At 32.1% G+C, this 26,617-nt stretch carries 22 protein-coding genes and 2 pseudogenes; 13 read left to right on the top strand and 11 right to left on the bottom strand.

Annotated elements, in window-relative coordinates:
• Nucleotides 1–12 precede the first annotated feature (12 nt).
• The 8 genes from JM172_RS21980 to JM172_RS21945 form a co-directional block, all read right to left on the bottom strand.
• Nucleotides 13–1,413 (bottom strand): MrcB family domain-containing protein, encoded by a 1,401-nt coding sequence (locus JM172_RS21980; protein ID WP_214484498.1) that lies wholly within the window; start codon nt 1,411–1,413, stop codon nt 13–15.
• Between the two features lie 394 nt (nt 1,414–1,807).
• Entirely contained in the window at nt 1,808–2,353 is a 546-nt protein-coding gene (locus JM172_RS21975; RefSeq protein WP_214484497.1) for an RsfA family transcriptional regulator, read from the bottom strand.
• Nucleotides 2,354–2,672: 319 nt separating this feature from the next.
• Complete coding sequence (locus JM172_RS21970; protein WP_214484496.1) at nt 2,673–3,518, bottom strand: SDR family NAD(P)-dependent oxidoreductase; 846 nt, start codon at nt 3,516–3,518, stop codon at nt 2,673–2,675.
• Nucleotides 3,519–3,875: 357 nt separating this feature from the next.
• Entirely contained in the window at nt 3,876–4,796 is a 921-nt protein-coding gene (locus JM172_RS21965) for a hypothetical protein (protein WP_214484495.1), read from the bottom strand.
• A gap of 19 nt (nt 4,797–4,815) precedes the next feature.
• A complete protein-coding gene (locus JM172_RS21960) occupies nt 4,816–5,418 on the bottom strand; it encodes a hypothetical protein (protein WP_214484494.1) in 603 nt (200 codons plus the stop codon).
• Nucleotides 5,409–6,044 carry a hypothetical protein gene (locus tag JM172_RS21955; protein ID WP_214484493.1) on the bottom strand — a complete coding sequence of 212 codons (636 nt, stop codon included), beginning with the start codon at nt 6,042–6,044 and terminating at the stop codon, nt 5,409–5,411. Before JM172_RS21955 ends, JM172_RS21960 begins: the two co-directional genes overlap by 10 nt.
• 133 nt (nt 6,045–6,177) lie before the next feature.
• Nucleotides 6,178–7,035, bottom strand: a complete 858-nt coding sequence (locus JM172_RS21950; RefSeq protein WP_214484492.1) for a tyrosine-type recombinase/integrase — start codon at nt 7,033–7,035, stop codon at nt 6,178–6,180.
• A gap of 515 nt (nt 7,036–7,550) precedes the next feature.
• A complete protein-coding gene (locus tag JM172_RS21945) occupies nt 7,551–8,951 on the bottom strand; it encodes a hypothetical protein (RefSeq protein WP_214484491.1) in 1,401 nt (466 codons plus the stop codon).
• A 1,507-nt stretch (nt 8,952–10,458) separates the two neighbouring features.
• Between JM172_RS21945 and JM172_RS21940 the strand changes: the two genes are divergently transcribed.
• Entirely contained in the window at nt 10,459–11,304 is an 846-nt protein-coding gene (locus JM172_RS21940) for a hypothetical protein (RefSeq protein WP_214484490.1), read from the top strand.
• Between the two features lie 71 nt (nt 11,305–11,375).
• Here JM172_RS21940 and JM172_RS21935 read toward each other — a convergent pair whose 3' ends face one another.
• Both JM172_RS21935 and JM172_RS21930 read right to left on the bottom strand, forming a co-directional pair.
• Entirely contained in the window at nt 11,376–12,770 is a 1,395-nt protein-coding gene (locus JM172_RS21935; RefSeq protein ID WP_214484489.1) for an FtsZ/tubulin family protein, read from the bottom strand.
• Between the two features lie 35 nt (nt 12,771–12,805).
• A complete protein-coding gene (locus tag JM172_RS21930; protein WP_214484488.1) occupies nt 12,806–13,141 on the bottom strand; it encodes a hypothetical protein in 336 nt (111 codons plus the stop codon).
• 1,103 nt (nt 13,142–14,244) lie between these two features.
• Between JM172_RS21930 and JM172_RS21925 the strand changes: the two genes are divergently transcribed.
• Both JM172_RS21925 and JM172_RS21920 read left to right on the top strand, forming a co-directional pair.
• Nucleotides 14,245–15,615 (top strand): replication-relaxation family protein, encoded by a 1,371-nt coding sequence (locus JM172_RS21925; protein ID WP_214484487.1) that lies wholly within the window; start codon nt 14,245–14,247, stop codon nt 15,613–15,615.
• Nucleotides 15,608–18,241 (top strand): type IV secretory system conjugative DNA transfer family protein, encoded by a 2,634-nt coding sequence (locus JM172_RS21920; protein ID WP_214484486.1) that lies wholly within the window; start codon nt 15,608–15,610, stop codon nt 18,239–18,241. Before JM172_RS21925 ends, JM172_RS21920 begins: the two co-directional genes overlap by 8 nt.
• A 285-nt stretch (nt 18,242–18,526) precedes the next feature.
• Here the strand turns inward: JM172_RS21920 and JM172_RS21915 are convergent, their stop codons facing one another.
• A complete protein-coding gene (locus JM172_RS21915; RefSeq protein ID WP_214484485.1) occupies nt 18,527–18,700 on the bottom strand; it encodes a hypothetical protein in 174 nt (57 codons plus the stop codon).
• Between the two features lie 811 nt (nt 18,701–19,511).
• Here JM172_RS21915 and JM172_RS21910 point away from each other — a divergent pair.
• The 10 genes and pseudogenes from JM172_RS21910 to JM172_RS21865 form a co-directional block, all read left to right on the top strand.
• Complete coding sequence (locus tag JM172_RS21910) at nt 19,512–20,528, top strand: S-layer homology domain-containing protein (protein ID WP_214484484.1); 1,017 nt, start codon at nt 19,512–19,514, stop codon at nt 20,526–20,528.
• A gap of 248 nt (nt 20,529–20,776) precedes the next feature.
• Nucleotides 20,777–20,914 carry a hypothetical protein gene (locus JM172_RS21905; RefSeq protein WP_214484483.1) on the top strand — a complete coding sequence of 46 codons (138 nt, stop codon included), beginning with the start codon at nt 20,777–20,779 and terminating at the stop codon, nt 20,912–20,914.
• Between the two features lie 215 nt (nt 20,915–21,129).
• Nucleotides 21,130–21,345 (top strand): hypothetical protein, encoded by a 216-nt coding sequence (locus JM172_RS21900; protein ID WP_214484482.1) that lies wholly within the window; start codon nt 21,130–21,132, stop codon nt 21,343–21,345.
• 176 nt (nt 21,346–21,521) lie between these two features.
• Complete coding sequence (locus JM172_RS21895; RefSeq protein WP_214484481.1) at nt 21,522–21,686, top strand: hypothetical protein; 165 nt, start codon at nt 21,522–21,524, stop codon at nt 21,684–21,686.
• A gap of 25 nt (nt 21,687–21,711) precedes the next feature.
• On the top strand, nt 21,712–21,876 hold the full coding sequence (locus JM172_RS21890; protein WP_214484480.1) for a hypothetical protein: 165 nt from the start codon (nt 21,712–21,714) through the stop codon (nt 21,874–21,876).
• An 832-nt stretch (nt 21,877–22,708) separates the two neighbouring features.
• On the top strand, nt 22,709–22,888 hold the full coding sequence (locus JM172_RS21885; protein WP_214484479.1) for a hypothetical protein: 180 nt from the start codon (nt 22,709–22,711) through the stop codon (nt 22,886–22,888).
• Nucleotides 22,888–24,660, top strand: coding sequence for an ABC transporter ATP-binding protein (locus JM172_RS21880; RefSeq protein WP_214484478.1), 1,773 nt, complete (start codon nt 22,888–22,890; stop codon nt 24,658–24,660). The genes JM172_RS21885 and JM172_RS21880 overlap by 1 nt, the downstream gene beginning before the upstream one ends.
• Before the next feature lie 280 nt (nt 24,661–24,940).
• The gene (locus JM172_RS21875) at nt 24,941–25,342 is read left to right on the top strand and encodes a phage holin family protein (protein ID WP_214484477.1); all 402 of its coding nucleotides are present in this window, start codon (nt 24,941–24,943) and stop codon (nt 25,340–25,342) included.
• Between the two features lie 91 nt (nt 25,343–25,433).
• Nucleotides 25,434–25,775, top strand: a pseudogene (locus tag JM172_RS21870) (peptidoglycan recognition protein family protein); the annotation flags it as partial.
• 571 nt (nt 25,776–26,346) lie between these two features.
• A pseudogene (locus JM172_RS21865) lies at nt 26,347–26,617 on the top strand (hypothetical protein); the annotation flags it as partial.

Raw genomic sequence — 26,617 nt, 5'->3', positions numbered from 1 at the left:
TTCTAAATTCAACTATTCAATTCCATACATTTTCCGTAATTCTTTAAAGCCAATTTCAATTCCTATCGCATCTAATTTCTCACGTCGGTCATAAAATAGCTCTCTTAACATATCTTCTATTTCTTCATCAGTACCATGATGAATTTGACGATGACATGTAGGGCACAGGGCGAATAACTGAGCGGTTCTATCCAATCTGACATTAAATTCACCTTGATACTTCATCGGGACAAGATGATGAACTTCTAAGTATCTTTTCCCTGTAACTTTCGAGGTAAATGATGTATGCGACTCATCATATGCACACTTGTACCCTGATAAACGAAGCGCCTTCGCCGCAACCTGAGCGTCTCTTGGCCATCGTTTTCTACCTCCCTTATCAAGAACCGGAGTTGGCCTTGGTAACTCTTCATTCTCGTTTTCTTCTTCCTCAGTTGAAGAATTAGTTTCGCTGTCATTTTTGTCAATCAATGTTTGAACATTATTTTGGAAGTCTTCCTCTTGTTCTTGCTCTTCTTCTAAATAATGCCCATCAGAACTTAACAATAAGTAGTCATTAAATTGATCTACAGATCGCATGAACATCATATGGTTAATTTCTTTATATGAAGTCAGTAGTTCTTTTAGGTCACTTATAAGTTCTTGTGAACTAGGCAAATTATTCGCTTCGTATAGTCGACCCAAAATATGACCATTCTCATACCCTTGTGCTAGATCCCCTCGTCCACCTAAGGCGATTTGTGTAGCCGTCATGCTAGCAGGAACTGTATTTAGTTTTTTCCTTATAAACTCTGCAGTGGATCGAATTTTTTCTCTACCTAGCTTAGTTTTATATTTGTTCTTAAAGTAAGTCCACCCCTGATTTAGGGATATATATACACCGCTCAAATCCGCTTTAAATAAATAAACTATATAATAACCTTTTGTAGCTGTTGTAGTTATGTCTCTAATAAATATTGAAACCCAAGGGATTTCAGCCCATTGCCCTTGCCCAACTGATCCTACAATAAAGTAACGATTTTCATCTAGTTCTGCCTCTTCTGCAATAACATCCTTTATAACGTTTCGAACATGGTTACCCATGTCATGACCTTTAAAAATTTCAGACCTAGCTGTTTGATAATTATCCAATACATATTTAATATTATCTCGAATGCCTGCCTCATTTACATTTAGAGTATTTAGACTTTCCCTCTTTTCCAGAGAACGATTGAGCATTTTATCAATAGATACTCCAAAATAATCCGCTACCTTCACCAGAAATTCACTATCTACTCTCTGATCCCCACTTTCCATCTTTGAAAGAGATGTAAAAGGAACAGATAATTCATCAGCTAATCTCCTTAATGTCAGTCCATTTGACTCTCTATGTAACCGGATAATCGAACCTAAATGCTCCCTGAATTCTGTCATATCAATCACCTTCATTATTTTATATTATTCAGAATACTATTAAGATCCATATTTTGCAACACGCGTTTTTCTATTTTAGAAACACTTTTTTATTAGTTTAATAAAAAAAGAGTAACCACGTTACTGGTTAGCTCCTTATTTAGATGTTCTATTATTAATTTTTTCACAGACCTTTTGCTGAGAAGGTCTCTTATGTACTTACCTCATTTTAGCCCTTTTTTGAATAGTAGTTTGTTGTGTAAGTAATCTTGTATTAAACTTTATTGTAAACAAGTTTGTCATACAGAAAGGAAACAATGATAAACATTCATTGTTTCCTTTGTTATACAATTAAAATATGAAATTGGTATGTTCTCACATTGTTGCCCCTTTTGCAAAAAATTCTCAGTAAGGTTTATTTAGTTCCACCTATAATAGCCATCTTATGGGCTTTCTCCATTATATTTAGCAGGACTTTATAATCTTTTTGAATCTCATTAAATTTCTGTTCAACTTTATTACCATCTTCGATAAGAATTCCTAGTGATTTTTCTAGTTCTTTTACTTTTTTCTTCAATTGTTCATTTTCATGATTCAAGTCATTGCCAGTTCTTTGTGTACTTTGAAGATTCTTTAAAAATTCTATAATTTTCTGTAAGTTTATATCTACTTTTTCGTTTTCATGTTCTATATCTTTCAACTTAATATCATTCAAACTTGCTTGTTTACTGAGTTTTCGATTCTCCTTTCTATGTTGTTTTGCTGTTTCTATCTCTGCTTTATATTGTTTTCTTACATATGAATTCCAACGAAATCCACATGCAGCAGCAGTCCTGGAAAGCTTAGCTCCAACTTCCTCAAACGCATTTAACTGTGTTTTTCCATTTTTAATGCAACTTAGTACAACCTCAGCTAATAGTAAATCCTCTTCCTCATTCCATGAATCTTGTCTATTTGACATAAACTCTTCACCTCTCCCCCTCTTTCAATAGATTAATATGCGCTCAAAACAAGGTGTAGAATTATAAAACAGTACATATTCTGTAATATGTCTAGTCCCTATTCTATTAAGGTGAATAAGGACTTCTCAGGGTAGCGTCAGGAAAATGTGGATTAACAACGTTGAGCAAATTATAGAATAGAAAAATCGGTTCCCTACAACGTTTGGGAACTGATTTATTTACTTACCCTCTTATGCTAAAGCCCCAGTTAGTTAAACATATAATAGGGCAAACCTTGTTATAAGGAATGCCCTATTAATAATATTAATAGTTAAGTTTTTATTTTTCCGGATTGGAGATAGCCTTTTCAGCTGCACGACTTACTTCTTCCCAAGCTTGCCAAGTATTCATCTTGCTCTTCTCATGTTTGATAGCTGCATCAAAAACTTGACTCCCTAATATTAACCTTAAAGGCGGGTTCTTTTCATTAGTCAGTTTAATTAATGCCTTCGCTGCTTCCTTAGGGTGACTGTCTTTACTTTCATATTCTTGGCCTGCTAAAAATTCTCTAACAGGATTATATTCTTCATTAACAGTAGTGAACTGCATCTTTGTATATAAATTTGTCCAATAACCACCCGGCTCGACAATTGTAACATTAATTCCAAAATGTGAAGATTCTTGTGCTAAGGCTTCGCTAAATCCTTCTAATGCAAATTTACTTGCACTATAAATGCCAGTCATAGGACCAGCTAGTATTCCACCTATACTGGAAATTTGTATAATATGACCAGACTTTTGTTTTCTTAGAAAAGGCAACACAGCTTGGCTGACCCAAACAGCACCATAGAAATTAGTTTCTATTTGTTTTCTTATTTCATCCTCAGTGAATTCTTCGATCATGCCCATTATCATGTTGCCTGCATTGTTTACAACAATGTCAATTTTACCAAAATAATTAACTGCTTTTTCAATAACTTCAAAAACAGAATTTCGCTCCGTTATGTCAAGTGTAAATGATTTAAAGGTATTACTGTAATTTTTTTCAAGTTCAATTAATTTATCTGTATTTCGGGCAATCCCAACCACTTTATCACCTAATTGTAGGGCATTTTTTGTGAATTCCAACCCTAGTCCACTACTTGCACCAGTGATAAACCAAACTTTAGATGTGTTATGCGTCATTTCACAATCACTCCTCTTATTTTCTTTTCTTCTACGTAAAAGAAATAGAACAGTGACTCTAATAAATTGACATTAGAGGTGACGAAATCCATCGCATATAAAAATAGAGTATGGAAGTTAGACCACCATACCCTTTAAAGACCGATTGAGAGATATATAAATGGACATACTTTTTCCGCTTAACTCTGAAATAACCAGAGCCACTGAATTATTAATTTAGCTGTTCAATACGCGGAAATTAACTAACATTTATAAATCCCTCCTTAATTTGATAAACAAGATTATAACTAATATAAATGTATAAGTCAATTATAGAATTGCACTAACCTGCGCCCAATTAAAACATGCAAGTAAAATTTATCCTAAAGAAAAAACTCTCATTGCTTCAGCTACTGAAGCTCTTACATGTATATTTTGAGCATCCTGAATGTTATTTCTCTTGGTAATTGACTTAACCATTCTTGTACAAATATTTGAAAGTTCCCAATCTGATATATTCTCTTCAATTGTTAGAGTAATAATGTATATCCCATCTATGTTTTCGAAGGAGTTTTCGCTTTCTTTAACACTTGGTAAAGTTTCAAGCATTTTTGATAAAGATTGAATACTAAAATGTTGCAATGTTAATGATCCAACTTCAGCCTTTATCTTTTTTTGCGTTGCCCAATGATGTAAAGTCCATAATTCTGAATGACTGTCAGAATACTTACATGTTAAATATTTGTCAGGAGTGACAAAAAACAAATCATCGGTGCGGTAAAGTAATCCCCTAAGATTTTTTGGTTCTTCATTAATATTTAGGTTCCTACTCTTTCTTTCTTGTAAGAATCTATGTAATGCTCCTAACATGATTATGTCTAATTTTACGCTAAATAAAATTTTATCAAGATTTTCATAGCCATCTAACAGGTTGCTTTCAAACGTAATAGTTTTTTCATTGGATACAAATTCATCCATGCTTTGATTATCATTAAGAATGTCATACAGATTTTCTTTAATGATTCCATTGGGCTGATTGAGAAACCCATTTAAGATCTCTGTTTTATCACTTGAAATATATTGATCTACTAAAAAATAACCATGAAGAAATAACTCTTGAAAGTACTCAAAGAACGCTTGAGTAAATTCCTTCCTTTCGGGTCGTGACTTTATTACGTCAAAAAACCTCTCTCTGTAATGTTCAAAGTTGTTGTTGAAACTTAACATAAACTTTTGATCTTGACTAAACTGCTTACTAAGTTCATTAAAACATAAACTAAATCTCTCTTGAATTTCCATAATATCACTCCCCAAATAACTAACTATTACTTATATACTTTTCATTGGCAAAAACTTTTCGTGCTTCGTCATCGTCGACTCTATTAAAATCACTAATTTTAAATTCATCTTCAGGGGTTGTAACTTCAATTCTATAAACCTCTGTATTACCCATGTTATTTTCGATTACCTGGTAGAAGTTCATACTATTGTTGTTTAATGGTTGATATGGAGACAAACGGTAACTTTGTATACTATAGTTGACCCGCTCTAATTTGTTTTGGATGGTACGAAACAATAATTCATTGTCATTGGGTAATTCATTCTGAAATTCTTCAGAACTATGTTTTTGAATGAATAAAGAATACTCATGAGTGGACAGTTCACCTGAATAAAAAGCAGCTGTTACCTCAGTTGTAAATAATGCGAAATTTAATGCAGATTTGGCTTTCTGAGTGTGTTTTCTTTCAAGTTGTTCTAGGGTAACATTATCTTTTTCACTTGGTATTTTATAGTCATATTCAGATACAACTTGATCTAATGAAATGTCTTTATTGTTAAGTGATTCCTGCATTAATTGTGTACCACTACATCCGGAAACCAATAGGGTGATACTTATCATCAATAATCCTTTTATACGCAATGTTGATCCCCTACTTCTTGCTTATAATCTCTCATCTCTCGAACTTCTTTTCGTGAAAGAAAGTGAACAAAGCGAGCCGTTTCTGTAACGCTAGTTTTTCGTATCAAAGATGAATAGAGATCCTTAACTCGTTTAATTTTAATATTTCCTTTTCCAAGTACAACTGGTACTCCTAAATGTGCTTCGATACAATATATCAGCGCATTCATACAATCATGTTTGACTGTTGTCTCTACAATTATCCCGTCTTGAACTCTAGTTCCATAGAGATTTATCCAAAGTACAATTGAATCGTATGTAAATCTTCTAGGATCTAGCCTAGTGATAATCACTTTTAAGTCATCCATGTAATAATCATTAATTACATGGTCTAACTCCAGATTCTTACGAAAAAACAATTGCGATTTTTCGATATAAACCCTGTCCCTTAAATAATTACTTTTTATGTATTGATCAAGATATAGTGAGACATCTTTTTTTATAGGTGTTACATAAGAAAATGATTCCTTTTCATTTTTAAGAGGAATTTCTCCTTCACCCATAATGCTTGCTAGCAGCAAATGAAAAAGGTTTTCTGGTAATCCTACCTTTTTTAGTTGTGTTAAATAATGATCCACTCCATGCATTAATATCCTTCTCCTTTTTAAAAGCAAAAAACCCCACTGGAAAATAGACTGACTAAATGAAAGTCTGTTTTCCAGCGGGGTACTCCCGTTTCCGTATAAGATTTACTGTAAAGTTATTGTATCTCTTTTTATATTATGTTTCAAGACTTACCTTACTATCTTTAAGGCGTTTTACCATTGAAGAAATAGATTCTTCCTTAGTCCCAAGTATATTTGCTATCTCATTATTAGGCATTTTCTTATTGAAAGATAGAAAATGAGCATAAGATAAGCGCAATTCATTTAATGAGAAGTGTTCAATATTAAAATCTTTTGCAATTGCTTTAAGGTTTATATACACGGTAACCTTATCAATTGGAGTAATGTCACCATTTTTACTTTTTGATTTGAATACATATTCGGATTCATCTAATAAAGTTTGATAGTAGTACTCAGCAAAAATTTCATACTCCTTATCTATTAAATACAGAATACGCTGCTTATTTTCACCTGTTAAAATTGTAAGTGTATTGTTGTAGAATTTGATATCATCTTTAACAAAATGGAAATCAGAAATACGAAATCCTTTTATAGCTAGTATGAAAATAGACTTTCTTAATAGTGAGTATTTGGGATGTTCCAGGACTTCGGGATAAATTTCTAGTAATCTTGAGTAATTTAACACATCTCGATTAGAGTCTGTTGGTAGATATGGAATCTTTACAGCTGGATCAATGGGTACCTTACCTACCCTTTCTAAATAGTCGAAATAGCTTTTCAATATCGCAAGTATTTTATTTATAGTCTTTGGCTTCAAACCTCTTGATTTTTTCATGTTCAAATAATCTTTAACATCTCTTGAATTTATTTCGTAAAGTTCTTTTACTTTCTCTTTACTATATTTCTGAATGAGATAATTGAAAAAAAAGGTTATTTGTCTAACATGTTCGTCTATTGTAAGCTCACTTCTTTTTTTCTGTTCTCGCAAATAATTTGAATATCCGTCTGGCATGTAAATCACCCCACTTTTACATATTATACATAAACAATTCTTATATAATCCAATATATTTATATATCATCATTAAAAATTAACATTAAAGAAAAAACATAAAAGATAAAAACATTAGGATTTGCTCAATTATCTAAATAGCTACTGGAAACCTTTATACATCCACGCTTGTAAAGGTGGAAAATATTACAATGTATTTTTCTGTTCCTCTTAAACTATTTTTAATTGAACTAAGCTCATTTTTTACTTGGATAACTATTATTTTCTAACTAAAAATTAACAGTGCAAATGCACTATTAACCCCCTTACCTTTTTAAATCCTAAAGTAATTAAGGTAAGGGGGCATTTTACGAAAAAACCAATATTAAGTTCAAGCATTTAGATAAAAATATGCAACACAAATAAACTACTGATTAACATATTTTTGAAGACAATTATGTATCATTATCAGCTGCATAACGTAAATAACACTGCTCTATTTACTATTGAATTGACATTTAATAGCAACATCTGATCCTAGAGCTTTAGGATATCTTTAAATGTTTTCATGAACTCTTTAGTTTGAATTTCTTGTCCTTGTATATCAATAATTTCATTATTTTTCTGCTTTTCTAGTTTTCGTTTGATTTTTCTTGCACGAGTATCTGCGTTGTTACCTGTCTGGTTGTATTTTAGTTCTCTGTAATGTGGCAAGACGATATTGTATAAGTTTTCCCAACTAACATTTGTAGACTTTAATAACTTAAATGCATCTATATTACCATCTATTTCTACAGCAAATTGTTGGAGAGCATGTTTATATTGATCTCCAATCGATTGGTCGGTATAGTAGTCAACTATTCTATCATCTGAATTTACCAACTCTGAAACCTTAGTTGATAATGATTTAAGATGATCAATACCCGTTTTATTTATCAATGAAGAGGTCTCATTAATGTGACTAACCAACTTATCTTTAATTAGTGGCATTATATAGTATCTATGAAAGAAATTCTTGAAAAATAGTGATCCAGAATTTAACAATTGCGGAAAGCGATAGCCCTCCTCCTTAAAAAACTTATTTAACGCTGTTCGATAAGTCTTTACTCCATCTTCACCAAAAAGCTGAAAAAGAGTTTTCTTTAAACTGAATAACTCTTCAAACTGAGAAAGTCCATACTGAAAGATATCATGGTTATACATAAGGGCAATTTGCTGCAGATCCTGGTAATGCCCCATTGATTGGTATGTATTTTTTTTCTTATTTTCTTTAGGAATGCGAAATTTAATGATATGGATACTATCATTTGTTACGACTCTACTTTTTCTTGAGTCAGTGTTTTTATTGCAATACTTATAAAATTTATTTTTAATATTCTCACTATTACTAGTTAAAACTTCTCCATCTGATCCTAGGCGTACCTCAAGCTTCCCTTCTTCTACCAATGGTAAAAACCATTTAGAAAAATCTGTGAAGTTATAAAAGCAATCAATACCCCTGTCATATTTTTTAAGTTTATTTCTATATAAATGTTCAACACCGATTGTAAACCATTCCCCTATTTCTCGGACTGATGTTAAATATTTTAATAATAATTTCTTTTGTTTTGAAGTAACGTTCAGGAAAGAACCGGTATATAATAGATCGTAATGAGCAAGGTATGTTCGCTCTTGATCAACCTTATTACCGTTGAAAAAGCGATAAAATTTAGCATAAAGTTTGCTATCTTTCCAAAACAACTGCCCAGTACGAATTAATTCATTAATAGCATTATCAATTGATTTTGGGTCCATGATTTGGAACTTACGGAAGTAAGATGGGGAAACTGTTAATTGACCTGTATAATCACAATACAGCTCAATAAACGGCATAAGTGTAATAGAAGACCAGTTTAATTGTTTAATATTTTCATATTTTACGGCATGTATGTCTAACATAGGAAATCACCTCAAATTTTAACAGTGTAAAAAGTTTAAATGATTACCTATTTACCTTGAATTCAATGTCATTAATAGTTATAATAGTAGTAGTTGAAAATTGAATTTTTAGCAATAGGAAACCGGCCCTCAAAAACGGCAATTTTTGAAGGATTAATCGTTTTTCTTTTGCACATACCAAGGAAATTACTGGTGATCGGTGGGACGATCACCTATTTTTCTGTCTTTTTATGTTATGTACGTACTTAAAAGTTACTCAATAAAAAAGCTACATTATTAACCATCTATTAAATTTACAGAAAAAAGTATAGACTTATCCCGTAAATAACAAGGAGATCCTTGTCGGATGGTGTTGTCGAGCACCTTGCAACCATTCTAACATAAGAGTAATAAAATAGAAATAGTCCATGTGATATATTGACAAAATAATTAAAATCTAATACATTATATATAATAAAATAATATAAACAACCAATTATCAAAAGCTATGTTGTTAACCAACTAGTCTTTGTCGAATTGGTGTTGTCGAGTAAAGAGCCAATGTGCATCCCGCACATTGGCTCTTTACTTTCTACAATAAGGTTATCGCTTTTAATTGAATTACTATTTAATAGAGATAATTATACGTCAAGTTCCCCTTACAACAATTCAGTATTACTTCCATACTCTTCTAGCACTAAAGAATGAATAATGAGGCAGCCAGTAAAGTGTTAAGTATTGCTATAAAAATTATTAATTTATCCATTTGTGCTTTCTTTTTATTTGTTAAATACGCTAACATGCTCACCACTCCCTAAACTAGTAGATTATCATATCCTAGATCAGTAAATTATATGTAGTTGTTTGATGATATTGTAATTCTATTATATCCATTTGTCAAATATTGAATAATATTATGTGCGAAACCTTTTAAATGCATCTCCACACTTACAAATCAACATTTATACTAAATCGCAATAAAATTCGCTGCTTTTGGTTACATAAACAAGTTTTGTTATTTGCTATTAGTTGCGGTAACTTATTAGCAAGAAACACAACAATAGTGAATTAGCCTTAAATCAAGCATCTTTATTACTGTACTATTAAATGACTACTAACAATCAATTACAGCAAGTTTTAACATATATTATTAATTTACTATCATTTGCTGTAACTTGCTATTTTGTGTTGAGTGTTGCTTTGGTTTAAAATTGCTATTGAGTAGAATGTGTTTTATTTGTGATACTGATGGATTTTTTTATAACCATTTTTTTTGCTGCATCTTGCTATAAAGAGAAATAACTCATTTAAGTCGAAGTGGTTAAATATTTACAGCAAGTTATAGCAACAAATACAGGGTAGTCGATAGAGAATATTTAGTAATAATAACAATAATGTCGCTTCAAACCATTGATATATCAACGGTTTACGATTAAAATAAGTAGTATCAGCAAATTACAACCAAAAATATTGCTTTTCTAGGTTTAATATAAACAACATGACAAATTGCTAGAGAGGAGGGACTATGTTGACTGAGAGATTAGAAGTTTTTGATAATACTATAGAAGGATTGATTAAGGAAAGGTTACATAATGATAAGCTGTTTGAAGAAGCTCAGAAAAGGCCTGAGATCATATCAAATGTCTTAAATGAGGCATTTTTAGACAAGTTAGACGAACATCATTGGTATTCAACAAGCGATGCTGGAGAAATACTTGATTGCCCAGACTCGACAGTAAGATACTATATTAAGCAACTTGAAAACTATATTATTCCAGAGAATGCCCCAACGGTAGGTAAGGGGATTAGAATTGATTATATCTCACTAATCAAGCTTAAAATGGCTCTATTACTTAGAGATGAGTTTAAAGTTAGTGGGTTAAAAATGCTAGTTGGAATAGATGGGGCAGTAGTTAATACTCCAACAAGTACCGAGATAGATGTAGAGAGCAGCGACAGGACTGAAATAGAAAGGCTAGAGTACATTGTTAAACAAATGCTTTCAACAGGTCTATTTAACATTAGTGAGGAGAAAAATGCTGAAGGTTATTCACTTCCCAAAGTGACATTAAATAATGACATATTACAAAAGATAGAAAGTGCAAATAATTTACTAGAAGGTCAAACAAAAGTTGAGGAACGTTTGTCATTACTGGAACAAGATAGAACTAAGCTATCAAATCATATCGAAGACTTGGAAAAAGAGCGACAAAAAAACATGTCGTGGGAAACTAGAACTCGATTGAGAAGTAAGGCGTTAAAAAAGTGGGATGAACAGTCTTTTTTAAAAAGGAAATTTGCTAAAGAAAGTGAAAAAGAAGAGTTTATTCAAAATGTAATAGACAAGTTGTACGATGAAGAGATGAAGGACTAAACTATCCTCTATAATATATAAAATCCTGTGTTGATCATAGTCAGCACAGGATTTTTCACTTTGTATTATACTTAAAAATCTAGATCTATATCACCAACTTCAACAAGTCCAGTGTTGTTCTTTATATTACCATCGCCAAAATCCATATCAAGTTCATCTTTTGAAACAGGATTATTTTCAGATGGATCATCATTATCCAAAGAAAAGAAATCATCAAATCCACTGAGGTTTAAAGATGCTTGTTTTTTCTTTTCAGCTTGATCTTTTTCTATTTTCTCCCATTGGTCTTTTTCCTCTATTAGAGCTTGAATTCGAGTAGGTGGCTCAGAAAGAACAGCTAGACCATAAATTAGTAATTCATTCAGACGTTCGTTTCTACTGATTGCTAGGTTTACCTTAGTATTAAGTAAGTTTGAAGCATATTTATAAACATCATCAGCTACTTGAGGAGGAATGTTCTTGATGTCAGGATAAATTACTGCAACTGCTCCAGCACTTACATTCGTATTAAACATATCATCACTGTTCATTTCCCCAAAACTATAGTCAGCTAACACCTCATTATTGGTGAAAAGTGTTTTAATTACTTTGTCATACTTAAAGTCTTCGTTAATTTTAATATTATTCATTTTTGATATTGAAAGCCAACCAGGTGTTGCCCATGTTGAAAGCAATTCTGTTTTATCTAAAACCGACCTTCCGCCCATTAAAGGAATAGTTGCTGCCTCAACTAGAGAACTCGCAACAATCATGTTTGTGTATGATTTAGCGTCTATTAGTCTATTATTGGAAGTTTTGAAGTTGTTATTTTCATAGAAATCACGCATCTTTTCATTATCAATAACAAGTACATTTCCTATCTTATTTTCGTTAATAAGATCTTGTAAAATTTTTACTCCTGCTAAAGCATTTTTCCTAAAAGCAGAACCTTTTTCGTCAGATGAAGGTAGAGAACAAATTACACCTAAAGGTACTTTACCACCGGGTAAAGCTCTCTTTGCTCTTATTTGACTTAAGATTGATAAAGCAACCTTCAATGCACCATTGCCAGTTCCTCCACCAAGTGATACTGTCACCCATACAAATTCTGCTGTTTGAAATTCTTCTTTTAACAATACCTGGGCATATGTATCCTTGTTGTCCACTGCAATTTGATAACCTAATTGAGCATTTTTATCTGTTCCTTCTAGGTTTTGATATTTATCGCTCTTTGTCACGATCCTACGTTCATCTGGAATAATATCAGTGTGTTCGTTCATATCTGATATTGATGAATTAAAAAGGAACGTTGGTAATCCGAATCGAGCTAATTCGGCAGCCATACGTCCACCACCTTGTCCAAGACCAGCAATCGTCATCGATGGGAATCGATCTAACTCATTACCTATACTTTTTGAAAGTACGTGTGGTGATAAAAATGCTTTTAATTGACCTAACTTAGTAGTATTTTCTAAAATTTGTGCCATTAAAATAACTCCTTTCATTTAAAAACAGCAAGTTTTTATATTTGCGCTTTTTCTTGTCTTAATAATTTTATTAAGTCTTTCCCTCGAATAGTAATGAAATAGGGGGTACTTGTACCATCTGCTTTACGATCTATGAAGCCTTGCGATTCTAAAATAAGGAACGCAGCGTCATATCTTTTTCTCTTGCTCTGATAATCTTCTAACCTCGTTTTTATTAATCCACGTCCGGTTTCTTGTTGTTCTTTAACTATTCTCTTTAAAATTGTGATGTGAAAGGTATCAAGCTTTTTCCGTAGGAAACGGGTAACATCCTCTGGGTAAGTTATATTGTCTAGATCTACAACTAACTGATCATCTTTATAAGTTTCCACAAGAATATTAAACCTCTCTTTCTGTACCAAAATGTACCTTTATCATGTACCGTTATGGTTCATTATAGAAGAATTATTGTATAGAGGCAAGATTTACTAATTAAAAATAGTAGACTTTTTTCTATTTTTATAGAATAACTCATTCTATTTATCTATTAATGTACCATTATGAACCTATATTGTGGTACATAATTGAGAATCAATAATACCAAGAGGTTTAGCTTAAAAAGGCCAAATAGGGGATTGTTGTGGTTCATTATGTACCATAATTGTGTACCGCAAATGATTTGTAGTTTTGACAACTCATTTTCAAGGTTTTATTACTAGTTTAATCGGGCTTATTTAGCGTTTATGAAAAAATGTATATACAAATTTCAAGTGATCTCAATCGGTTTGATTATGCTTTGCTGTTTTTTAATGACAACTTATATATGTAAATAAAATTGGTTAGCATTTGTTGATAATTCTTTTACGATAATAGCAAAAAGTGAATTGTCCTTGGGAAATTTATATCTTTTGCTTCTTCTTTTATGCAATATTTTATTCATAACAGGTGCTTAATGATACACTTAGTTCTCCAAAACACTAATAATTCCAAAATATTGATTTCCGAATTTATAATAGCAGAGTGATAATAAATTACAGAGGAACAACCCTGCTGGTTCCTTTGAGGTTGTTCCTTCAACAGGAACAACCTATTACTTGATTTATAAGGGTATTTTCTATTTTTTAAACCCGAAGTCCAATACACAAATTTAGTTCTATTCCCCATTTATATTACTCTTGTTTTTGCACTGTAAATCATGGTCACTTTTCCAGTTTTCCATTATGATCAATTCATTTTCTCCCTAGACTTTATTTAAATAATCCAGTATTATTTTTACAATAAGAATTCTATTTCTAGTTGCATAGAATTGTATTTTTATAAACAAGTATTTACATAGTTACTTAGTAGTATGTATGTAATTATGGCTCTGAAAATAGAGATAGGATATAATATTATGTGATTTCAAACAGAATATATTAACCAGAATCCCTGGGCGTTAACTTTCTTTACGAAAGTTTAATTCGCTCAGGGATTTTTTATTAGGAGGTAAATATTGTTGATTAAATTAGACCAATTACTGGATGTATCTGATTATGTATCGATCAAAGGGGGGCAGTATCAGCAGAGATTGGAGATGGATAAACGCTATATTCAACTTATTTATTTTCTATACAACAGCCGTATATTAAAAGCTACACAACTAGAAGCGGTATTTGTGAACTATCTTGGTTATTCTCTTACCAGCAGGGCATTGAGAAAGCGGTTATCTAAATTTGTGGATTATGATGTGTTAGCAAGTAAACAGATTGATTATGGGATAGGCGGTCCAAAATTTGCTATTTACCGTATAAATGAAAAAGGAGCAGAAATTCTTAATGATATTGGATTGTGGCCAAGTGGTAAAACAACCAAAAATCTACGTGATCTCTTTAGAAAAACTCGTTTGGAACACTATCTTGCCACACAGGAAATTTTAATAAGAACTTTAATTGGTGCAAAAGATTTAGCAAAGCATTCGGATTCTAATGTAGAAGCTGATTATTACAGTTTAGAATCAATAAACCCTGTATCAAACCCTTATCATAATAAGACTAGCGAACATGTTTTGTTGTTACCAGATTGGATTATTAAATGGAGGAAGCAATATTTATCGATAGAATGTGATACAGGTAGTGAAAATCAAAAAGAAATAACAGATAAGATTCTAGCTTATATTCAAATGTCTAAATTAAATCCAGAACAACAACATACGGTATTATTTTGTATTACCGATAGTAGCTTCCCCATGAGAGGGACCACAGCTTTTAATAATCGTCAGCGACGTGTAGGAAATTTAAAAGAATTAGCGCAAGAAACAGCAGGTTTTTTAACTAGTCAACTAGATATTCAAGTTATCAGTATGAATCGAACACAAGAAATTAGTCCAAGAGTCTTTATGTTAAACCCTTTAACAGAAGAGAATAGAACTATTCGAATGAAATCATTTTACCGTTCATTAAAACAACAAAAAGACTATCCATACTCAAAAACTAGTCATTTTGATGAAAAGATGAATGAACAAATAAAAACGATTGAAAATGTAATTGGATTTAAGCCTGATTATATTGTTCAGGAATCAATTAATAGGCATAAAACCATAAATTCGGCTTTTATTATGCTGCGGGAAGGAGACGTTAAAAGTCTAGGAAGGCTAAAAAGACTCTCTACAGAATATAGTTTGCTTTTACTAGAAAAGGAAGGTGTAAAAATAGACCGAGTATATGGTGTCTATTATGATCACGAGGAGCTTATCAATGATGTGGTTCCATTTAAGTGTGCCACACATGTCCGTTTTTCTAGTATTAAAAGTCTTAATCGTAATGCAATTTCAACAGGAGTATACCAACGATTATTTTCAACAAAGTTGGAGGAGATAGGTTATGAATAAAAATAAATTATTTAAGAAGTTACCTTTCGTTTTTGTCAGTATTACTTTAATTGCGGGATGGTTTCTAGCTATAAGAGGAATTGTGAAGTATATAATGCTTTATACCACACCTATCGATGAAATCCCTTTGAAAATATGGGGGATAGGTAACCCGCTTACCCCATCATTTTTTGAGTTAGGAATAGCAACAATTGTTTTAATTACAGGTTGGTCGCTAGCCACAAGGGTAAGTGCATATCAGCATTCATTTTATAGGTTTACTTTTATCATGGTTATGTTAATAGGAGTTTTCTTTCAATATATATGGATTTGTACCGCTCCTATCTACAATAAATTGGTACCATTCCTAATAGAACAAGTCAATTTAATAGACCCTCGCTATCAGAGGTTTAAAGATCTGATGGTTGGAGAGATTAATGGTTTATTATATTTATTAATGGCGTTACCTTTAATTGTTGGTATTTTAGTCATACTTTGGCTAGGTAATATATATACGCAATATCAAGCTGAGACAAATGAATTCATTCGCTCCTGGCAATTAAACTTGCCACGTTTCCGAAGATTTTTTGATTTGCAAGAAACATCTGGAGAACCTGATGTTGACCTTGGTCCCAATATAAAAACAAAAGAGATTGTTCGAATTAGAGGGGCAGATCGACCTTTAAATAATTCGATAATAGGCCCTATAGGTAGTGGTAAAACAAGTGCATTGGTCTTACCTATGATAAATCAAGACCTTCACCATATGAGTAAAATGATAAATGGATTTTCTGAAGCTTTCGAAAAAGGAAACTTTCATACAGAAGATGTAAAAGGAAAATTTCTAAACGGTATTACAATCATTGAACCTTCAAATGATTTATGTAAAAAGGCATATCAGTTAACAAAAGCACACGATATTCCTGAAGAAGCTGTATTTTATATTGATCCGACAAACCCAAATACCAAATCAATAAATCCACTGCTAGGTCCAGTACATAAAGTAGCTGAAACTTTTACTATGGTAATAGAGGGAATTGGAGAACAAACTGATTTCTTTTTTGAACAAAGCCAGAGGGTGCATTTGAAGTTATATATATACCTTTTAAAGTTACATGACCTTGACTTCATACCTACATTTGATGATTTGATTGACATGTACAATAATCCGCAAGTGGTTCACCATATGCATGTAAAGTTAAAAAAGCAAATTCCGAATGATATTAATTCTATTCAGAATAAGGATGAACGAAACCATTGGAAAATAGTTAAAGGTATTGATGAGTGGTTCGATAAATCTTTAGCACTCGCAGAGGAAAGAAGAGGTTCAGTTAGTGTAAAAAAATTAATTGAAGATAGAAATAGTCCTTATTTTAATGAACCCATGTATTACGATGCAAAAGCGGAAACCGTTGTTGGATTACGCAATATTCTTAATGATATATCTTCAAATATACTAGTCCGTAGAGTGCTGTTTGGTCATTCTGACTTTGATTTTGATGCACATCTTGAATGTGGTGGAATATTATTAGTGAATTCTGCAAAAGGTGAATTGGCCAATTTATCTGAGACTGTAGGAAGATTCGTTCTGTTATCTCTACAGAATGCCATTTTTCGTAGAGAGCCTGAAATTAGTCCATATCACAGTGTATACATCGATGAGTTCCCAGAATATATATACGAGGACTTTATTTCATTTCCTTCCCAATCTCGTAAATACAAGGCGATTGTAACCATTGTTGCTCAGACTGTTGCTCAGTTATCACTAAAGTACAGTGATGACTATTTACAAACTTTGTTAGCTACTTGTCGCCATAAATTTGTATATGGTGGAATAGCACAAAAAGATGCTGAGCTCTTCAGTAATATTTTCGGAGAAGAAGAAAAGTATGAAGAGAGTTTATCCGAACAAACGGTGTCGTCTATGCTGGAAGGTACAACAAAAAGGGATGGATCAACGTTAACAAAAAAGAAAGATGTTATTATGCGTCCTAGCGACTTAATATTCCAACCCCGGTTTGTTTGCGCAGTTAAGGTGGTTGATGAAAATTCAGAGATACAAGTACAGCAAATTAATGCTAATTTTGTTCCTAAGGAAGAATTTAAGAGAGCAGAGGATAAACATTTGGTAGATTCTGTGAAAGGAAACTACTGGCTAGAGCAACGTGATGAATTTATAAAAAAATATCGTTTAGAAAATAACTTCGGTCAACTTGATGACGAATCGGAAGAGGTAGTAACCCCTGATTTAGTTGATGAAAATGAGAAGGAAGAATTGTTACAGCTTCAGCGTAGTACAGCTCGTCCGCGTGAAATGATATCAAATGGAGATAGTGATTATATTGAACCAGAGGAAATTGCACCTCAAATTGTTACTGAAAACATTGTTAAGAAAAATGAACATAACTCGTTAAAACAAGTTGAGGATCAAGAGAATTATATTGAGAGTGAAAAAAGTTTAGAACTTTCAAATAACAATACTCCATCCAAAGGATTTACTGACGACTTTATTGATAATGAATTGTTGTTAGCTGATGATTTATTTGGTAAAACGAATGTCAATGATGAAAAAAGTGGGCGTGTAATAAGTAATCCTAATCCAGAGTTTGAAAAAGAAATAGACGAGGTATTGAAAAAATTAAATTGATATCAAACTACTCACCAAGTAATACTCGTGTAGCTTTGAAATAAAGTCACGATGCTTATTAAAAAGATTCGTTGTTTTGAATAAAGTCATGATGTTAACAAAAAAGATGCAACGGTATTCTCCTTTGGATATGGCTTTATCAAGACCTAAATTACAAAAAAATAGACAAATTAAAGGACATTACATCTTTTAAGACTAATATGTAATGTCCTTTCTTATTCCAGAATTGGACCATTGAATGAAAATGAAATATTACATATTGGTATGGAATCCTTTGTAATACGATCAGCTTTTAGGGGAAATACCTCCATCTACTACAGCTGCAATTTCCTTATAGTAGATGTGATCTTTAGATATATCACTAAATCCTAGATCAGGTCTATTAGATGTATTTAAACCTAATGCTCTTACAAACATTACCGCATTTCCTGATATAAAAAACACAGTAGTTAGAGACAAAAGTAAAATAATAAATAATAATTTTCAAGTTTTTACCCTCCTAAAAATATTGTCGAATAATTTATAACATAATTAGTTATATATGGATTAATTTCAATAGCTTAGTGTACAAAATTTCCGAAATGTTGAAGGTACCCCTTATTGTTGTAAATTTGCTGTTTTTCTGACGCTACCCCTGTATACCAAATACTTAATCAGTCAACAATTAATGACCCCTAACAAAGGTTATTAATATACCATTTTCAGTAATCTACTTTGCAGTATATCGAAGCTTAGCTCCCTCTACCCTTAATATGAGTAACTTCTCAGAGTAAAGAAATTTATGCCTGTTTAATAAAAAATATGTAAATATTTGTAGTATTTTTTCAATGCTTATTTTATTATGGATAATAGGGCTTTAGTAGTACTCCTAAAGTCTTTGTTAGAAAATTAATTGTGTTTTAGGAGGGATATTTATTAAAAAATTTATTACGTCTTCATTTTTACTTATCCTTTTATTTTAACAGGTTGTGGGGATCTGAATATTGAATTAAACAAGGATGGTTCCGGAGAGGCAGTTTATATTATTCAATAAAATTATTAAGCAGAGTAGAGAAAGAAGATGAAGAATGGGTATTAGATTTTAATGAAGAAAAAGCTGGGTACTATTTCACTGAGATAGAATAATACTCTAAATACTAAACTGGCATCATTTATATAGAGTATTGTAGAGGCTGAAAAATTACTTATAGTCTCTGCAATTTATTTCAAAACTTCCCAACATAGATATGTAGAAAGATTCAATAGATAATGAAATATTTAGGAGGATATTATGAAAAAGACATTATTAATTTTTAGTTTTTTATTCAGTTTATTTGTGATGAATACTACTGCTTCATATGCTCAGCAGTCAATGTTCAATGATGTTTCAAAAGACCATTGGGCAATTGAAGAAATAGAGTTTCTATCAAGTTTAGATGTAATCAAAGGTTATAACGATGGCAACTTTGGACCAGAAGATAAAATAAAACGAGCACAGGCTGCAATCATGGTAGTTAGAGCTTTAAAATTAGATATTGATAATCGACCTGATCCTGGTTTCAAAGATTTGGATAACAATCACTATGCATATAAAGAAATTGCAACTGTTGTAGATGAAGAAATTTTCCCTAAAACCGATTATTTCAAGCCAAACGAAGAGCTGACAAGAGGAGATATGGCAAAATTACTTGTGAAGAGCTACGATTTAACTGGAAGGGTAAATATTGAGTTTGAAGATATTGACTATAGTAATGACTTATATTCATTCGTTAATACCCTTTATGCTAATCGTATAACAACTGGATACTCTGATAATACATATAAACCTCAAAATTCAGTAACAAGAGCTCAGTTCTCTGTTTTCTTTGCAAGAATACTAAATGAACAATTTAAACCATCCGTAATTAATGAAAACTTTTTAGAATTAGCTTCAGGTGGAGTACTTGTGGGGTGTAATTATTCCTTAGAAAATGACGTAACTGCAAAAGAAATAGTGAATGATAATGGGGACCCTGAGTGGGAAGGGTTTTATGATGGTGGATATGGTAGATTATACAATGGTTGTGTATACTATGAAGATGGTTTTGAGTCTGAGGGCTTAATTCAAACAATTGATATTGATGGACAATTATTTAATATGTCACCTGAAGACATTAAAACAATAATTGGAGATCCTGATAGCGAAGGATTCGATGATATGACAGGAGAATATTATCAAAAGTATTTAGCAGGGAATTATATATTAACTATTTATTTTGAAGACTCGCAATCTATAGCTAGGGCTGCAAGATTAAAACTTATACCATAAACTTAGGATATTCGTTAGTCCATTTAAGATTTTTAATATGGTCCCTTTGAAGGACTAATACTGTATTCCTTAAGGACTAAGAATGAAAAAAAGAGGTTGAGACATAAGTTGAAACCTAACTGATTTTTATACAATACGCAAAAATAAAACCGTATGAAATCAAGGTTTATAAATTTGATTTCGTGCGGTTTCTTCATTTTAATTGGGTTTTGTCCACCTCTTTTTAAACTAAATATATGGAGGTTGTCATGAAGAAGTATTTAACTTTATTAATTATCCTTTTTGTAAGTTTATGTGCTCCCGTTACTGTAAATGCCTCTAGCATTGAGTTAACAGGTGAAGAATATGTAGATTATGATAGATGCTGTAGAATGCGGAGTTTCTGAAGGTATCATTAAGGGTTATATTGATGAAAAGAAACTCAAACCTAATAATCCATTAACTGAGGCACAATACCTTACCATGATTTTCGGTACTTCATTCCTTATTCTTTAGAAAATAGCCTTAAAAATGCTTCAAGTGATTCTCACTAGGCAAAAAAACAATATAGTTTCGCGGATAATTACAACTTAAGTGTATCTGATTATTCTGTGATGGAAAAATGGGACAAGCCAATAGTTATAGGCACTTATATAATTTACCTTTTAAAGGCAATCCCCAAATAACTGTTTACTTATGGAATGAAAACGGAAGAGAAAAGGAAATTATTCAAAACGATAAGCAAGTATTGATACCAACTAGTAAAGGTCAAAATATACATGAAGTTTTAGCAAAATGGCCTGATGGTGAATTATCATACACATTTGTAATAGAATAATAGAAGTTAGATAAACAGTTCTACTTCAGATAAAAAACGATGTTTGGATATAAAATAATTGTTAGATTCATTGAAAAAGTCTAGAAAATATAATAGATTATTAAGTTATTAAAATTAAAACAGCTGTTAACTAAAATGGCGCAAATATGGATTAAGTTGGTCTACGTGAAAATTTAGTGGCTATTGTTAGGGAAGTAGTAGGAATAACGGCAGAAGATATAAAGGATCATTTAAATAGATATACTGGAGAGGACGACCCCGAAGTAATAGCGGAGGCTTTCGCTGAATATAGATTTAATAGTAGGATAGAAAAATCGGTGAAGCTACAGAAAGATCATTAAACGATTATAGAAAGGGGCATAAATGATGAGTAGTAAAGAACCTAAGTTTATGAAAAGCCCATATTTCAATGAGAAGCCTGGTAATTGGCAGCTTAAACCTGGAGCGCCCGAAGAAGTCAAAAAGGAATTTGAAGAATTCATGGAATATGACGAACCGGGTAACTTGGATGAACCTAAAAAAATCGAATGATCTTTGCCTAACACCGCGTATATCGTGGTTTTTTATTTTGCCTAAATATTAATAGTAACGCCAGCTTAGAAATTATGATTTGCTAAACTGATGAGGTGACGAGTAAGTCGTCAAGTCTGGTATTATTTATACAAGTGTGACTTTTAAGCAAAGATGTACCGTTTATAAGAAAGATGTACTGTTTTGAAAAAAGTTATACCGTTTTAAAAAAAGGTAAACCTATTTACCCCTTTGGATATGCATTTTCAAAGGGTGTTTTTATGTTAAAAATAACATGTTGGTATTTAACTATTGGGCCATATTGTTGAATAAGGGACTGCCTTTATCATTAGGTTTTGAAGTAATTGATAAAAAGTAAAAATGGGAGAAACAAAGATGGCAAATATTTTGTTATTCATTATCAGGATGCTTTCTTAAAGATTCCATGATTCTAAAATTGTATAAGTTCTATATTGACCTATACTACCGGTTAATATTACGTAACTATTTCCTTATAATTGGTTAAACAAATACAGATTTTCCGTATTTGTGAGTAATAATGGAATAATTTTATTCTCCAGCCGGCTAGGATTATCTCAAAATTAAGTTTGTAAGGTAAATAATTTGAAATTTAATAAGCATTTATTGATGGGAAAATGTTTGATTTGAAAATTTTGTTATGAAATAATAAGTAATAATTGAAGGGGCTGCTAGACAGTGTTATGACATTATAAGAAAGGGGAAGATAAAATGTATCATATTTTCAACTTTATATAACCATTAATAAGAGGTCCACCCTCCAGAAAATGATAAGTATTCATCTAAATACAAAATCATTAATGGAGGTAGTTGAATGATAAATAGACTAATTTTGAAACGTAAAGAACTAGATAAGGTACTAGACTTCTTAGAGAAAAACAACTTAGGTAATAGTGTGGTGCTATTATCTGAGGGAGATAATACATTTTACAAGAGAGCAATTGGTAAAGGAACTAACTCAAATCCTCAATCCTTTAATGGGGAGGGTTTGTGATGGAATATTTCAATATGTTTAGACAGCTTTGGTTATACGCTGATCGAGAACGATGGAAAATTGTAGTTTACTTGACCTTGCATGCAATTTCTATGTTAGGTGAATTAGGTAAACCTTTTGCTTTTTCCATGGTCTTAAATGCACTACAGAGAAATGAATCTACTGTAGTAAGAGAAGTTATGACTTGGTTAGGATTCTATCTATTGTGTTTTTTTGTATTTGAAATATTCCATAGAAGTGCACGTTTTATAGAAAGATTTGTTGCGTTTCGCAATCGAAAACGTTTTGTAAATTCGATGTATAGCCACCTTCAGTCGTTACCTCTAAGTTGGCATTCAGACAATCATTCAGGAGCGGTCATTGATAGAGTGAACAAAGCGGCAGATGGATTATATAATTTTGGTCAATCTCAATCTATGTATATTCAGTTTTTTATGAACTTTTGGGTGCCATTGATTATTTTATGGACAATTTCTCCCATAATCTCTGTATTAGCTGTAATCAGTGGATTGACATTAGTGGTTATCACGAAAAAATTATATAACTTATCAATCCCAGAATATCGTGCACAGAATGATAAATTTCATAATGTTGCAGCAGGATTACATGATTATGTTAGTAATATCACAACCATCATAATGTTAAGACTAGGCAAATCAGCACAAAAAGATATTGATGAGCGTATTAATCGCGCATTTCCGCATTTAGTGAAAGAGAATTACATTACACATATAAAATGTTTCATTGCAGCACTCATCATGATATCACTTGATGTTGGAGTAATTTTTTATTACATATACTCTCAGAAACAAGCTGGTAGTGTAATCATGATTGGTTCTGTAACAGTCATTTTCTTTTATTTACACCAATGCATGTCATCATTCCAATTTTATTCAGGGGATTATGAACAAGTCATTCACTGGAAAACGGATTTTGAAGCTATAAAGCCTATCTTAGATGAAAAGGCGAAAACAAATGAAGATATTGGTACTAATCTTGATCAATGGAAGCAACTTAACTTGAATTCACTCCACTTCTCATATGGAGGTGGGAAATATCATTTAAAAGATGTATCAATAAACATAGAAAAGGGTAAAAAGGTAGCATTTGTTGGTGCAAGTGGCGCAGGAAAAAGTACATTACTGAAAGTATTGCGTGGACTAACACCTGTTGAGGAAGGAACACTGACAAAAGAGGATGGTTCGAATCTACCCGTTACTTCACTTTCAACAATCACAACGCTCATCCCACAAGAACCTGAGATTTTTGAAAATAACATTCATTACAATATAACGATGGGAATGCCAGGTAGTGAAATAGAAGTTGAGAATGCCTTGCGAATTTCGGGATTTAAAGAAGTTGTAGCAAGATTGCCGCATGGTCTTGAAAGTGATGTACGAGAAAAAGGTGTGAATTTATCTGGTGGTGAAAAACAAAGGTTAGCTTTAGCCAGAGGAATTTATTCTATAAAAGATAGTGAGATTATTCTTCTAGATGAACCTACTTCTAATGTAGATCCTGCAGTAGAGATGACAATATTTAAGCGTTTATTTGAACATTTATCTGATAGAAGTGTGATTAGTGTTCTCCATAGATTACACCTTGTGAGACATTTTGATTACGTATATGTATTTAAGCAGGGTGAAATCGTTGAGGAAGGTACTTTTGAGGCACTTCATAATGCTAAAGGTGAATTTGCTCGTCTTTGGGAGAAATATCTCGCTGAAGAGGAAGTAGAAGTAGAAAAATATGTCTACGGAAATAAGAGGTAGAGAAGAAGTTAGATATATTGACGAGTTTGATATTAGAATTTTAGACTTCATTTAACTTCTTAATCTTCTACGGTTTGGCGCATATCTGAAATATAGATATGTGCCATTATTCATTTTAGGGCCATATTGTGGAATAACAAGTTTTTTTGATTAATCAGTTTTATGGATCTATCGTTGAAGAGATATTAAACAGTTATCGACTCAATACCCAATATGTTTAATAAAAAAATTCAAGCCCTGTCACAAGGGCTTTTAATTATGGAGAAAAAGAGGGGATAACATGAATTTAATTAAAAACTTTTCAGCGGGATTTATAAAATTAGACCCTATTGGAACTGCACTAAATTTCTTGTATGGGGTAGGTAATTTAATTTTTATTGCAATGTTAGCACTCGTTACAGTATTAGATTGGGTAAGTGGAATTAGAGCATCAAAAATTGATGGGACGTACACGTCTGAGTATGGGAAATCAGGAATTTACAGAACGTTAGTTATGTTTTTATTACCAGTACTAGGGAACATTGTTGACCAAGCTTTATCAACCACTTTTATTCTGTACGAAATTGAAATTGGCATGTTTTTCTCTTTAATAACTGGAGATCTGATTTATCAAACTTTAATGAGTGCGGCTGAAATTTTGAACGTGCTGGGTGGGGAAAATGGGTGCCAATTAAAGTTGTAGAAAGTGTAGTATCTGAAATCAAAGCGAAAACAGACAGATCTAATAAAAGAAGAGAAGTTATTTATCCAGAGAATAAAGATGGTGAGCACAAATGATTCCAGTACGCAAAAACCTAGTATCTAAAAATAAACATAAACTTAAATGCCTATATACGATGAATGCTGAGTATATCACTATCCATAATACTGCAAATGATGCTCCTGCAGAAAATGAAATTGAGTATATGATAGGCAATAATTATGAAGTGTCATTCCATTATGCGATAGATGACAAAGTTCCAATTAATCGTAACGCTTGGCATTGTGGTGACGGTCAATACGGAGTAGGAAACCGTAAATCAATTGGTATTGAAATATGATACTCAAAAAGTGGTACAAATAGATACAAAAAAGCAGAAGCATTGAAATTACAATCTAACCCTTCACTTGTAAGGTTAGTTGTAGAAAGACAACCACAAACAATGCAAGAGTTACAACAGTTGTTAACTATGAGGGGGGTTACACCAAAATAATAATTTCAATGATTCTAACTATCGAATTCCACCACCTTGGATACCACGTTTTGTATAGTAATAGATAAATTTTCAAATGTTTACTTAATGGTCAGATTTATCTCTAATACGTGGTTCTGGGCAGGATGGTGTTGGACACCAATAAGTTTCTTCTCTTGTACTATATCAACATTTAATATCAGTTTTGCTCTATGCATTTAGGTCAGTAGATTTTGGATTTCTTTCACTACAGGTAATTCAATTATCTTAGGTATACAAAGAAGCTGTTGATAAAACTTCAGCTTTAGTCTTTAATTCACGAACTCTATCAATCCAAATATGTAACCTCCTTTCCAAGGACCTAGAAAAGAGGCGGAGTTGAAAAATGTATTTAAAAGACTTGTTATATTGTATGTACAATGATTAAAGCTGTTACTAAATACAAACGTTTGTCCAAGCAAATATTTAAAAATACCATATACATAAGTAGAATAATATTTTGGAGGTGAAAAATATGTATGGTAAGGACAAAGATTGTAAATGTAGAGTCGTTCCACCACCACCTCAAGGACCACAGGGACCACAGGGACCACCAGGACCACCTAGTATCTTATCATATGGTGTTTTAAGAGATGATCAAGATCCATTTTCACAAGATGATCAGGAACCAATTGTTCCACCAGGCGGATATAATATGCCAGGTCCTTCTAATATGACAACTCTTAATCCTGGTGATGGTTCCATCACTGTGCAAAATAGCGGAGACTATGAAATTTCATTTACTG

The sequence above is a fragment of the Bacillus sp. SM2101 genome (assembly GCF_018588585.1).
In the GTDB taxonomy this organism is placed as follows: Bacteria; Bacillota; Bacilli; order Bacillales; family SM2101; genus Nanhaiella; species Nanhaiella sioensis.
This window is presented reverse-complemented; position numbering and strand designations above follow the sequence as displayed.